The following is a 12,342-nucleotide window of genomic DNA, read 5'->3' on the forward strand; positions in this document are numbered from 1 at the left end:
ACTTTAGCCAAAAATTATTAGTTTCCTACCATTCGAGAATGTGTCAGTGCCGGACTGAAAGTTGGAGATAATATGGATTGGCAAGCGGAAAATCTGCTCTTTGTCGCATTTACCGCGAATTCAGAACAAATGCGCTGTGACGAAATTTATCGCGATGTATTTAAGTCTGATTTCGAGGAGGTGGCACCCGAGCCTGGGCCATTGCCTGGTCGCAGGGCCAGTGGTTTCAGGGACTCTGTGCGGCAATCTATTACTACCCGGCCTGGTCGAGTGGACTTGGTCATAGATGCGCCGCGAAATGATCCCCCGATGGTCGATGCACCAATATCGCAACTGCAGTTCTATCTACCGCAAGTTCAAAAGTTCTTTGGTGAACTGAACCCTAGCCGTGTCTCGTGCGTAGCAAATCTGGTGCGAAAGTGCGATACGGAGCAGGCGGCTATAGAATCTTTTTATAATGCAACAGGATTGAATTCCATTGAGGGTGCTTCAGAGTTGCATTTTCGATATAATAAAATTCGTTCGGTCAATAATTACAGGTCGAATTTTATTTTTGATCACTCTGTTGTGCAGCTTCAATTTATCGAATTTCAAGTGGCGGGAGGCCAGCCAGTTGGTCCAACGCCAGCTATGAAATCAATCTATTACTTTAAGAAATCTTTGGATTTCAACAGTGTTCCAACTTCGGAAATTCCTACTGAGGATGTTGCGGCTCTTCTCGATGCCTACGTCAAGGAAATCGATCTGGAGGCAAGCAATGCATAGTTACCAATTGGTCGGAGCAGAAAGCACCCAAAGCCATTCGCCATACTATGAGTCCGACTCCTCGGTTAAAAAAGGTAAGGGTCCTAAACAGACGCTTGGTGAAATCGTTCTTGCTGCTAGCTTTTTGGTAGGCCCAACTACGGCGTTCGCATCAGATGACGAAATGGTCGAAAAAGGTCTTCCCCTTATATTGATTGACAACAAAACGAACTCCAACGCTGCTCTATGGCAAAAACCTTCGGCGAAGAAAGTATCTGGAGCTACATACTTAGGCCAAAAATTCTCTAGCATTTCAGAGCATCATTCGAACGGTTGGACGAAATTGTCTGATGCGCTCACACGTTGGGCCTCATTGTCAGATGGGTGGGCGGGCCCGCAATCGAGGGCACCAAGTAAGGCTTCTTTGGAGAACGCGCGACGATTGAAAGCTATGATCATGACTCGTCAGACAAACTCTCCTGAGGCTTACATTGACGCAGATGGAGAGATTGGATTTCGATGGAGAGCCGACGATAAAGTTTCGGTCATCGCTTTCGGGGACTCGGGTTCTGTCGAAGCTTACATTGATGATCGGAAAAAGAATGAGTTGGTAGAAATCGATTCCGCCACACTGACGACATTCTCATTGGATGACTTTCTTGGAAGAGCAGTTTAGCTCACAAGTTTAATGTCACGGAAGGGTTGGACATCCCACTCGGAACTTTTGCCGAGTTGCGCACCACTGTCCTCGGAGGTTGAGGACGGCGAGGAAGTTGTGCGTCATTTGCATAGTAAGATCTTTGATCCGGCTGAGAGTCGATTTACGACTAGTGAATTATTTCAGGGAAAAAAAAGCTATTCCAACATCTGCGGTGAGTCCGACGGGTCTTCAATCGATCGATCAACGAACTTGTCGTTGGAGGAATTATCCCGCAGGTCGGGCGAAATCGCGGGAGAAAAACGTGAACCTCGGTCTCCGCTTTTTGCTCGTGTAGCGGAAATTCGCGGTATCTTAATTCCCGACACTGATGACCAAGCCTTTTTTGTTTATGACGACCCTATCGAAGGCAGCAATGACGAACATGCGATTATTCGAGGGTCGGAAGATGTTACGGGAAAAGCGAAGATGAGAGCGCTCAGGGATCGGTTACTAGATACGTTTCAGTTTAGCCGTATCGAGCTAACCAACTGAGAACAAATGCGATTCATTTGCATTGAGTCATCGCGGTACTCTAGACTGTCCTACTGCCTTTCCCTTATATAACTAACCCGGTTCACTCAAATAAAAGAGGTGAACCATGAACGCAATCGTCACCATCGAACCCACCCCCACCGCCGGTCCTCACGGCGACGGGCACACAGTATTTTCGCCCCGGCGGCAGGCCGAGTTTCTCGCAAGCCTCCAGCTGTTCGGCAACGTCCGGCTCGCCTGCCGCGCGGCGGGGGTCTCGGCGCAGACGGCCTATCGCCAGCAGCGGGCCTCTGTGGCGCTGGCGCAGGCGTGGGATGCGGCGCTGCTCGCGGCGCGGGCGCATGCCGAGGCGACGCTCGCCGATCGCGCGCTCAACGAAGTGGAGGCGGCGGTGTTCTATCACGGGGAGGAGGGCGCGCAGCGCAGGCGCTATGACAGCCGCCTGCTGCTCGCGCATTCCTAGCGCCGATCCATTTTCCTACTCGATCGCTCTAGTATAAATGACCCGGTTCCCTTCCTCCTTCGCAAGGTGAACCGCATGACCGATCTCAGCAACCACCCCATCGTCCTCCACTCCGATCTCTTCGCAGAGCACGAGCGTGCTCCGCAGACGCAGTTCGTGGCCGAGCGGCAGGTGGCGTTTCTCGAGGCGCTGGCGGTCACCGGATCGGTGCGGGCCGCGGCGCGGCGGGTGAAGGTCTCGCACCAGACCTGCTATCGCGCGCGGCGGGGCTCCGCGGCCTTCGGGCGGGCGTGGGATGCCGCGCTGGTTGTCGCGCGTGCGGCGGCGGAGGCGAAGCTGGCGGATTGCGCCATGAACGGCGTGGAGGAGGAGGTGTGGTAGGTAGCCTGTCCTGAGCGCCTGCCTTGGCAGGCAGTTGAAGGGGCGAGCTCGTAGGCACGCGCCGCCGCCTCTCCGACCGCCTGTTGCTCTCGCATCTCGGCCGGCTCGACCGCCTGCGCACCGACACGCGGATCGAGGAGCTGGCGGAGAATTTCGATGCGATGCTCACCCGCATGCGGCGTGGGGGAGCAATCGAGGTGGAGCCGCCCGCCGATACCGCCGAGATTTTGTCCCCTGGACCGTGTAACATGCGGTCCATGTCTTCTGGCGGCGAGGGTTCGGCGGGTGCTCCGGCCGAACCGGCCTGCGACTGCATCGGCGCGCGGCTCGGCACCGATGACGGGCAGCCGCACTACCGCGTCGGGCCCGAAGGGTGGGAGCCGGTGTGCAATGTGGGTGAGACGGCGGATGGGGCTGCTGCGCTATGCTGCGCCGCGCCGAGCTGGCCAGAATGCCGCGAATGCCCGCACTACCCGCGCGTCTCTCGCCTGATCGAGGAAATGGACGAAGCGCGCCCCGCCGATGCGCCGCCTGTCGAGGAGCTGACGGGCCATGCGTGGGAGGTGGAGGCATGCCAGATGGCCGCCTTCGAAGCGGGCGACGAAGACTGGTGGCGCTACGGCGCAGACTGGGCGCTCCACACGCGCAACGCGGCGGGGGAGTGGGTGGCCGAGGGGGAGAGTTCTTGTGTTACGCCCCTGCATCCGCAGGTGCATCCTCGCTAGACGCGCAGCAAGCTGCGCCCGCTGCGGGCGCGTGGTCACGCTTGCCGGGGCTCCGCCGCCCCGGTGCTCTAGGAGAGGAAAGGGCGATGCTTGGCTCGACGGTGCGCCTCCCAGAGAACCAAGCACCAGCGAGGCAAGCACGGAAGCGAAGTCGAAGACGCAGCTGGCCAAAGGCCACCTGGACGTGCGCCCGCAGCGACCGGAGGGAGCGAGGATAGCCTAAGGCCGCGGATGCGGCCGCCGGCGCTTGAGGCTAATCAAGAAGCGCCAGCTCCACTGGGCCGTGGCCGCGCTGGATCAGGCCGAGCTGCTCGGCGGCGGCGCGGCTTACGTCGATGACGCGGTTGCCGTGGAAGGGGCCGCGATCGTTGATGCGTACCGTCACGCTCTTGCCGTTGCGCGGGTTGGTCACCTGCACCAGCGTGCCGAAGGGCAGGGTACGGTGCGCGGCGGTCATGGCGCGCATGTCGAAGGCCTCGCCGCTGGCGGTGCGGCGGCCATGGAACTTGCGACCGTAATAGGAGGCATTGCCGCCGGTGATGGCGGTGATGGCCGGCTCCGGCTCGACCGGCGGATCGAAGGTGCCGAGGTCGACCGCCTTGCCCGCGGGCTCGGGTGCCGGGGGCAGGGCCGCAAAACCGGCGAACTGGCTGTCGAAACTGGCGGTCTCGAGCGTGTCGCTCGCCCGCTCTTCCGGGTGCGCCGCGGTGGCGGGCAGGATGAAAGCAGCCGCGAAAACCGCGCTGCGAAGCATGCGTTTGGCCATGAACTGGACCTCCCGTTCGGTTCGCGCTGCTATAGCCGAGGGTGTCCGGAGAGTCCTTAACGCGGACGTCAACTGCCCCATTCGCGCCACAGTTCGTCGTGACCATCGGGGGTGGCAACGCGCTCATACAAGGTTTTGGGGGTGCCAGGCGACCACACTACCAGCAATGGACTCGGGTGATTCAAAGCGATGCAATGCGACCGCTCAATCGGGATGCTGCAAAGCAAATGGGGCCGGCATCGCTGCCGACCCCACTCTCACCGATGCGTGGCCGTGTTCCTTCAACCGAAGTTCAAGGGACGCAGACTTGGCATCCGATGTTTTCCCTTCCGGCTGTCTGAAAACAGTCTTCAGGTTCTATCACCGGCGCTCGCACCGGCATCCGGATCCTCCCTCCAGCTGACCCGCTCGGGTGCGCCAGGTCCGAAGACCCTCGCTTCCGTCGCAGACCGACCTTCATCAGGTGGTTCCGCAGCTTGACTTTCCACTAGTGGCCTTCCGCCTCGAACGGTCACATCGTTGTCCGGTCCGAAGACCTTTCATCGACGCCACCTTCGGCTTCCGGCCGGGTTGGCCAAGCTCGTTCCGAAACACCTTCGCGGTTCCGTCATCGACCCGCCTTGCTTTGGACCGAAGTCCTCTGCACGAGGGTCTCTTGAACCGCGCGGACAGGTTCCGCAACGTCATCCCGGTTTGGAAAAACTCTGCTCTTTCAAGTCTTTCGACTGTCCAGTTCAGCTTGTTTCCGCGCCGTTCCGATGGGTTGAAGCTGCGCCTCCGCAGCCGATTCTGCAAGCTGGCAAGAGCTGACTTTTCCACTTTCCCCGGATTTCGCTGTGGAGGGGAGTGGATAAGTCAACCGCTCGTCGCAAATTCCTGTCGCTCACGATCTCGCGAGCGCAATATCGCAACGCACAATTGCGCTGCGGCGCAACTAACGATCGCGTTTGGCCAGCAACCGCAGGCGCAAGGCGTTGAGCTTGATGAAGCCTTCCGCGTCTTTCTGGTCATAGGCGCCTGCGTCGTCCTCGAATGTTACATGCGCCTCGGAATAGAGCGAGTTCGCGGACTTGCGGCCCACCACCATCGCATTGCCCTTGTACAGCTTCAGGCGGACGGTCCCGCTGACCTTCTCCTGGCTGAGGTCCACCGCCGCCTGCAGCATTTCGCGCTCGGGGCTGAACCACAGACCGTTGTACACGAGCTCGGCATAGCGCGGCATCAGCTCGTCCTTGAGATGCGCGGCCCCGCGATCGAGCGTGATCTGCTCGATGCCGCGATGGGCGCGGGCGTAGATCTCGCCGCCCGGGGTCTCGTACATCCCGCGGCTCTTCATGCCGACGAAGCGGTTCTCGACCAGGTCGAGCCGCCCGATGCCGTGCTTGCGACCGAGATCGTTGAGCGCGGCCAGCAGCGTCGCGGGGCTCATCGCCTCGCCGTTCAGCGCCGTGCCGTCGCCCTTTTCGAAATCGATGGTGATATATTCCGGCGTGTCGGGCGCATCCTCCGGGTGGTCGGTGCGCGAATAGACGTAGTCGGGCGTCTCCTCCCACGGGTCCTCCAGCACCTTGCCCTCGCTCGAGGTGTGCAGGAGGTTCGCATCGGTCGAGAAGGGGCTCTCGCCGCGCTTGTCCTTGGGCACGGCGATCTGGTGCGCTTCGGCCCAGGCGATCAGCGCGGTGCGGCTGGTCAGGTCCCACTCGCGCCACGGAGCGATCACACGGATGTCCGGGTCGAGCGCATAGGCCGACAGTTCGAAACGCACCTGGTCGTTGCCCTTGCCGGTCGCGCCATGGGCGATGGCATCGGCGCCGGTTTCGTGCGCGATCTCGACGAGGCGCTTGGAGATCAGCGGGCGCGCAATGCTGGTGCCGAGCAGGTAATCGCCCTCGTAGCGGGCATTGGCGCGCATCATCGGGAAGACGAAGTCGCGCACGAATTCCTCGCGCAGGTCCTCGATGAAGATGTGCTTGTCGGGAATGCCCATGGCCCGGGCCTTTGCGCGCGCCGGCTCGATCTCCTCGCCCTGGCCGAGATCGGCGGTGAAGGTGACCACCTCCAGCCCGCGCTCCACCTCGAGCCATTTGGCGATGACGGAAGTATCGAGGCCGCCGGAATAGGCGAGAACGACGCGTTTGATCTCGGACATGGATACACCTTCGCTAGCTTGGCCGCGCCGCTAGCAGGAGCGTGACGCTGTAGGCAAATGGGAATGTGCTTGGGAGGTTGAAGATGATTTGGGGTGTCAGTGGGTCGGGCTTTTGTGCGCGACTTTACTGGCAAGGGTGTATTGTAGTGCTCAGGTTGGGGGCCATGCCAAATCTCGGCAATTCGACATAAGCTGTCGAGATACCGAGCGATTTAACTTCCATCCCACGGGTTCGGGTTCTCATCAAGCCAGCAGGAAAACTCCTCCTGGGAAGAAAGGTCGTAAGGTTCCGCATCCAGATCGAATAGCGGAACGGCCCGCAAATAGATCGGTGCTATCCTGGAACGGAGCCATGGCACCCCCCAGTTTTCGAATTCCATATCCGGTCGCCTTTCCCATAGGAGCCGGTCGACGTGAGACATGGAGGAAACCAGCAAAGTCAGCGCTTCCTGTGCCTTGGCTTGCGCCAAGGCGGCTTCGATCCGATCATGGAACAGTTCGCAAAGCTTGGCCGCTTCGCGCAACAACGCCGGAATCTTGTCTCTCGGGCTGACGTCGTAAACGGCTTCGAGTTCGGGTGCGAAGCTGGCATCGTCTTCAATGCTCGCAGCGCGCGCCATTAGCGAATTCGCGTGATCGCGTAGCGCCGCCGTAGTATCCAAGAAGACCTGTGTTTCGCGCTCCATCTCTGGCACTCATCCGGTTATCGGCCGTGACGAGACACGGCGCTTTCTGCGAAAAAACTATCGATCGCGAATGCTGACTACCACCATGTCGCGCCGATTGTTATGGTCGGTGACTTGCAGGATCACGAAATCGAGCGAGCCGAGCCCTTCCGCGACCAGGGTGGTCCCGCTCATTTCTCCGACGTACTCACGATCTCGATCGACCCGGAAGCGCAGCACCGGACGGTCATCCGCAAGCACGGTGTAATAGCCGGTTCCCGTCCAATGCGCGTATCGCGGAGTGCCGGTCGTGCTTCCCATGGGGGCGTTACGGTGAGGGAAAAACTCCTGCTGATCGAAATGGGTGAGCTCCACTCTGTAACGTCCGCCAAAGAAGTTCGGCGCATCGTTAGACGCATTCGAGCGTCCGATGTCGTAAACTCCTTCGAAATCGCGAAGGTCGCCGGTCTTCCAGGGATAGTATTCCTGGCCTTGCGTCACGGCGCGCTTCCAGACACCGCGATGCCGCATCAGGTGGTTTCTCTGCATGGTCGAACCGCCCTCGAGGCTATCCATCGAGATGGTCTCGTCGAAACTGGCGTACAGTTCGCTTTGTTCGATCAGGCGGCGAAGGTCGCGATCATTGATCTCACCGAGATAGGTCATCGGCAGGCGCCGAGAAATGCTGTCGGTGCTGATCTCGTAATAGCCGCCCGGTGCGATCATGAACGAGCCTGCAGAACGAAGCTCTGAATTATCGGCGATCTCCCCGATCAACTTTCCGCTCCGGTCCACGAACAAGAGGCGGCGCCTATCATCGTCGGTATTGACGTGAAAACTCGTGACGAGGGCAGCGGGATGCAGATTCGCATCGAAGGGATTGCCGTAGCTGCCGATATTCAGGACCTCGGCGTCGTCAGTCGTTCGTACCGACGGAAGGGCTGCGTATTCTGCGGCATCGAAGCCCACGGGAGGGGGCGTCCGCGAAGGGGGTATGGACGGAAGAGGCGAGCCGGTGATGAGCCAGAGCACGCCCAGGAAGCAGAGGCCGATTGTCAGCGTTATTCCGGCCAGAATTTTGCTTCTACGCTTCATCGATATTACCCGCGCTTTCCTACTCATCCAGCGTGGTGGTACCGGACCGCATGGCAATTGCTGCGTCCACCCCGCGTCTTTCCGGCACTGTAAACCTACCACGTAACCACGCAGCTTTTTCCCCATTGGACCGTGTAACATGCGGTCCATGTCGTAGGACTGCACAAGGGCGAACCCTCATTTCGTCCTACACGGCTCTCGGGCGCACAGCCTTGCCCTCAATCCCCACCCAGCAGCCGCTTCTCCGCCGCCGCCATGTAATCGCGCGTGATCGGCAAGGCGCGGCGGTCGCGGACGTACTGGATCTGGTAATTGCCCATGCCGCCCCATTCGAAGGCGGCGGTCGCGCCGGAGAGGTAGAAGGTCCACATGCGGTAAAAGCGCTCGTCGTAAAGGTCGACGATGGCCGCGCGGTTGGCTTCGCAGCGGGCATACCATTCGCGCAGGGTCTTCGCGTAGTGCAGCCGCAGCGTCTCGATGTCGGAGTGGATCAGGCGGCTCTTCTCGCTCGCCGCCAGCGTCTCCGACAGGGCGGGGATGTAGCCGCCGGGGAAGATGTACTTGGAGGTGAAGGCATCGGTCGTGCCCGGCCCGCCGAAGCGGCCGATGGTGTGGACCAGCATGACGCCATCGTCGGCCAGCAGGTTGGCGCAGGCGCGGAAGAAGGTCTCGAACTGCGGGCGGCCGACATGCTCGAACATGCCGACCGAGACGATGCGGTCGAACCGCTCCCCGCGTTTGGCGAGATCGCGGTAATCGACCAGCTCGAACATCACGCGGTCGTCGACTCCGGCCTCGCGCGCGCGGTTGCGGGCGAGGGCGAGCTGTTCCTCGGACAGGGTGATGCCGTGGACCTTAACGTCGAAGTGCTGCGCGAGGAAGATTGCCATGCCGCCCCAGCCGCAACCGATGTCGAGCACACGCTGCCCGTCGGCCAGCGCCAGCTTGGCGGCGATATGGGCGAGCTTGGCATGTTGTGCTTCGGCAAGGGTCTCGACCCCTTCGGGCCAGTAGGCGCAGCTGTATTGCATGTGCTCGGGGTCGAGCATGAGACGGTAGAGGTCGTTGCCGATGTCGTAGTGATGGGCGACGTTCTTGCGCGCGCCGATGCGGTCGTTGATCGAGCCGATGGCGAAGCTGGCGCGGTTGCGGAGGCGGCGACCGAGCGAGGGCGGGCGCAGCCTGCCGCCCCGCTCCCACACGGCGTTGGAGCGGAGCAGCTGGACGAGCTCCATGATGCCGCCGCCCTCGAGGTCGAGGCGCTGGTCCATGTAGGCCTCCGCCGCGCCGATGCGCGGATCGAGCAGAATGTCGCGCGGGACTTTGGCGTCGCGGAAGATGACGGCAAGTTCGGGATAGCCCTCGGCAGGCTGGCCGAAGCGGGTGGTGGTGCCGTCGGCGAAGCGCGCTTCGAGGACGCCCTTCTCGATGACGGAGCCGAGGAAGCGGGACAGCAGGCGTTTGCTCATACGGGCATCTTGCGTCACAATCCGGCCTTGTCGAGTCCGAATGGGAGAGCGCCATGGCAGAGGCGAAGACCAAGCCGACCGGGGTCGAACCCGAGGACTTCATCGCCGCCGTCGAGCCGGAGCGAAAGCGCGAGGAAGCGCGCGAACTCGACGCGCTGTTCCGCAAGGTCACCGGCGAGGCGCCGCAGATGTGGGGCCCGAGCATCATCGGCTATGGCGTGTACGAGACGACCTATGCCAGCGGGCGGGACGTTGCCTGGATGCGCGCCGGGTTCAGCCCGCGCAAGGCGAAGCACTCGCTCTATCTGATGGGGGGCTATTGCGACGAAGAAGCGGGGGAGCGGCGCGACGCGCTGCTGGACAAGCTGGGCAAATACAAGACCGGCAAGAGCTGCCTCTACATCAACAAGCTGGCCGATGTGGACATGGATGTGCTCGAGCAGCTGATCCGCAACGATTGGGAGGCGATGGCGCGCACCTATCCGGATTGAGGATCAGATGCCGGCGTACCACTGGTAGCCCGCGCGGTCCTCCCAGTAGCCGCCCTGTCCCTCGCCGATGTCGTCGAGGCTAGCGACGGCTTCGATAGCGGTGAGGTACTTGGCGTGCTTGTAGCCCAGTTGCCGCTCGATCCGCATGCGCAGGGGCGCGCCGTTGCGGACGGGGAGGGGCTCGCCGTTGAGGCTGTGGGCGATGATGGTCTGGGGGTGGTAGGCGTCGATCAGATCGACGCTCTCGTAATAGTCCTGGCCGTTGAGGTTGTCGGCGCAGCGGAAGACGATGAACTGCGCTTCGGGCCGAAGCTGCGCCTCGTCGAGCAGGAGGGAGAGCTGCGGTCCGGTCCATTCGCCGATCGCGCTCCACCCCTCTACGCAATCGTGACGGGTGACCTGCGACCGTTGGGGCAGGCGGCGGATGTTGTCGAGCGTAAGGGCGAGCGGGTTCTCGACCAGCCCGCCGACGGTGAGCCGCCAGTTGGCGAAGCCCTCCTCGACATGACGGGGGTAGTCGCCATTCTGCGGGTCGACCGATCCATTGCCACGAAAGTAGGGCGAGATGGCGCTGCGCGGGTACTCGGGGGCGAGCGCCTCGCCGTTGGAGAGCAGGCGGTGCGCGCCCATGTGCCACTTCTCCGCGGCCGACAGGAGCCGAGCACCGGCATCGCTATCGGCGACTTTGTTGCAGCCGGCGACGAAGGCGGCACCGGCAGCGGCAAGGAAACCTCTACGCTTCATCGGTCGATCCTCCGGTGAGCATGCTGCGGATTTGGCCTATCGGACCGGACAGCAGGACGAGCGCGACATGCACGATAAAGAAGCCCAGGATGGTGAAGGCGAAGATGAAATGCAGGCTGCGTGCCGACTGGCGGCCGCCGAGCAGGTCGACCAGCCAGCCGAAGGTCGGCTCCATACCGGGGCTGATGGCGATGCCGGTGAAGACCATCATCGGCAGGAAAACGCCCAGTACCAGGCCATATGCGAGCTTCTGGAGGAAGTTGTACTTGCCTTCGCCGTGGTCGAAATTGAGCTTCAAATGCTCGACAATGTCGGTCCGAATGGCCTTCGGGCGCCACTCACGACGTGTCGTCGTCAGGTCGCGCTTGAAATGGCGGTTGGCCAGCATTGCGATCCACATGAACAGCAGCCCGAGCGCAAACGGCCATGCCATCAGGATATGCCAGTCCCGCGCGACCGCCAGGCTGTAATAGCCGGGAATGGTCATCCAGTCCGGGAAGCGCGGCACTTCGAGCCAGGCCTGGCTGCGGTCGAAGCCCCAGTCGCCCCAATAGAGCAGGCGGTGCGCATTGCTGATGGTCAGGCCGGACATGAAGAGGACGATCACGCATAGCAGGTTCAGCCAGTGCCAAAGCCTCGTCGATAGCGCGTGCTTCTTCACAGTCGCTCCCCTTCGCGCGCAAGGTAGATGACATCGCGCGGCTGGGAAAGCAGGTGCTGGCCGCTGTCGATGAAGAGAGTTTGCCCGCTGGCCAAATGCCCCTCGGCGAGGAACAGCGCTGCATCGGCGATCTCGTCTGGCCCTGTTTTCCGGCGGAGCAGATTCAGCCGATGTGATACCTGGGTTTCGTCCTCGGTCTGATCGTGGCTTGGCAGGATCGCTCCAGGCGCCAGCGCATAGATCCGGTCGCTCTCGCGTGCTGGAGCCATGGCCAGCATGGGGACGGTAGCTGCGAGGGCATGCTTGCTCATGGTGTAGCTGAAGAAGTCGGGATTGGGGTTGGCAAGCTTCTGGTCGGTAACCTGAATGACCCGCCGTCCCTCCGTCGCCCTCGATCTGGCGAGGAAGGCTTGCGCCATGCGGGCAGGGGTGACGGCGTTCACTTTCATCGCCCTGCGGTTCGTTGCCGGATCGAGCGTGGTTACATCGTCGCGTTCGAACAGCGAGGCATTGTTGATCAGCACCCGCCAATTGCTGAGGCGCCCCGCGAGCTCCTCGACCATCGCCACGGCGGCATCGCCGTCCGACAGGTCGCAGGCGATCGTTTCGCTGCTGTCCAGCTCTGCAGCCAGGCACTCCGCTGTTTCCGCTGAGCGCCGGTAGTGGATCACGACATGCCAGCCTGCTGCGCCAAAGGCTCGTGCGATCGCCGCACCCAGCCGCTTGGCGCCGCCTGTCACGAGCACTGCCGGTTTGCTGCGATCCACCATGGCTCTACCATAGCCGAACGCTGGCCA

At 61.4% G+C, this 12,342-nt stretch carries 14 protein-coding genes; 6 read left to right on the forward strand and 8 right to left on the reverse strand.

The window, feature by feature from the left end; genetic code table 11:
• Positions 1–72 precede the first annotated feature (72 nt).
• The 5 genes from P8Q88_RS03460 to P8Q88_RS03480 all read left to right on the forward strand — a co-directional run bounded on the left by P8Q88_RS03460 (position 73) and on the right by P8Q88_RS03480 (position 3,505).
• On the forward strand, positions 73–765 hold the full coding sequence (locus tag P8Q88_RS03460; RefSeq protein WP_278322425.1) for a hypothetical protein: 693 nt from the start codon (positions 73–75) through the stop codon (positions 763–765).
• Entirely contained in the window at positions 758–1,420 is a 663-nt protein-coding gene (locus P8Q88_RS03465; protein WP_278322426.1) for a hypothetical protein, read from the forward strand. Before P8Q88_RS03460 ends, P8Q88_RS03465 begins: the two co-directional genes overlap by 8 nt.
• A 622-nt stretch (positions 1,421–2,042) precedes the next feature.
• Entirely contained in the window at positions 2,043–2,399 is a 357-nt protein-coding gene (locus P8Q88_RS03470; RefSeq protein ID WP_278322427.1) for a hypothetical protein, read from the forward strand.
• 75 nt (positions 2,400–2,474) lie between these two features.
• Positions 2,475–2,780, forward strand: a complete 306-nt coding sequence (locus P8Q88_RS03475; RefSeq protein ID WP_278322428.1) for a hypothetical protein — start codon at positions 2,475–2,477, stop codon at positions 2,778–2,780.
• Between the two features lie 83 nt (positions 2,781–2,863).
• Entirely contained in the window at positions 2,864–3,505 is a 642-nt protein-coding gene (locus tag P8Q88_RS03480; protein ID WP_278322429.1) for a hypothetical protein, read from the forward strand.
• A gap of 253 nt (positions 3,506–3,758) precedes the next feature.
• On the opposite strand, the gene P8Q88_RS03485 is transcribed toward P8Q88_RS03480, so the two are convergent.
• From P8Q88_RS03485 to P8Q88_RS03505, 5 genes are all read right to left on the reverse strand, one after another.
• A complete protein-coding gene (locus P8Q88_RS03485) occupies positions 3,759–4,226 on the reverse strand; it encodes a septal ring lytic transglycosylase RlpA family protein (protein WP_446532534.1) in 468 nt (155 codons plus the stop codon).
• 979 nt (positions 4,227–5,205) lie between these two features.
• Entirely contained in the window at positions 5,206–6,420 is a 1,215-nt protein-coding gene (locus tag P8Q88_RS03490) for an argininosuccinate synthase (protein WP_278322431.1), read from the reverse strand.
• Between the two features lie 212 nt (positions 6,421–6,632).
• The gene (locus tag P8Q88_RS03495; protein ID WP_278322432.1) at positions 6,633–7,106 is read right to left on the reverse strand and encodes a hypothetical protein; all 474 of its coding nucleotides are present in this window, start codon (positions 7,104–7,106) and stop codon (positions 6,633–6,635) included.
• A gap of 57 nt (positions 7,107–7,163) precedes the next feature.
• Positions 7,164–8,345: a hypothetical protein gene (locus tag P8Q88_RS03500; protein ID WP_278322433.1), complete on the reverse strand. Its 1,182-nt coding sequence runs from the start codon at positions 8,343–8,345 to the stop codon at positions 7,164–7,166.
• 53 nt (positions 8,346–8,398) lie between these two features.
• Positions 8,399–9,649, reverse strand: coding sequence for an SAM-dependent methyltransferase (locus P8Q88_RS03505; protein ID WP_278322434.1), 1,251 nt, complete (start codon positions 9,647–9,649; stop codon positions 8,399–8,401).
• A gap of 53 nt (positions 9,650–9,702) precedes the next feature.
• Here P8Q88_RS03505 and P8Q88_RS03510 point away from each other — a divergent pair, with 53 nt between their 5' ends.
• Complete coding sequence (locus tag P8Q88_RS03510) at positions 9,703–10,140, forward strand: DUF1801 domain-containing protein (RefSeq protein WP_278322435.1); 438 nt, start codon at positions 9,703–9,705, stop codon at positions 10,138–10,140.
• Positions 10,141–10,143: 3 nt separating this feature from the next.
• Here P8Q88_RS03510 and P8Q88_RS03515 read toward each other — a convergent pair whose 3' ends face one another.
• From P8Q88_RS03515 to P8Q88_RS03525, 3 genes are read right to left on the reverse strand one after another with little or no spacing between them, the layout of a single operon-like run.
• On the reverse strand, positions 10,144–10,884 hold the full coding sequence (locus P8Q88_RS03515) for a molybdopterin-dependent oxidoreductase (RefSeq protein WP_278322436.1): 741 nt from the start codon (positions 10,882–10,884) through the stop codon (positions 10,144–10,146).
• A complete protein-coding gene (locus P8Q88_RS03520; protein ID WP_278322437.1) occupies positions 10,874–11,545 on the reverse strand; it encodes a cytochrome b/b6 domain-containing protein in 672 nt (223 codons plus the stop codon). Before P8Q88_RS03520 ends, P8Q88_RS03515 begins: the two co-directional genes overlap by 11 nt.
• On the reverse strand, positions 11,542–12,315 hold the full coding sequence (locus tag P8Q88_RS03525) for an SDR family oxidoreductase (RefSeq protein WP_278322438.1): 774 nt from the start codon (positions 12,313–12,315) through the stop codon (positions 11,542–11,544). Before P8Q88_RS03525 ends, P8Q88_RS03520 begins: the two co-directional genes overlap by 4 nt.
• Between the last annotated feature and the right edge of the window lie 27 nt (positions 12,316–12,342).

It is taken from the genome of Qipengyuania marincola, from assembly GCF_029688625.1.
Taxonomy (GTDB): Bacteria; Pseudomonadota; Alphaproteobacteria; order Sphingomonadales; family Sphingomonadaceae; genus Qipengyuania.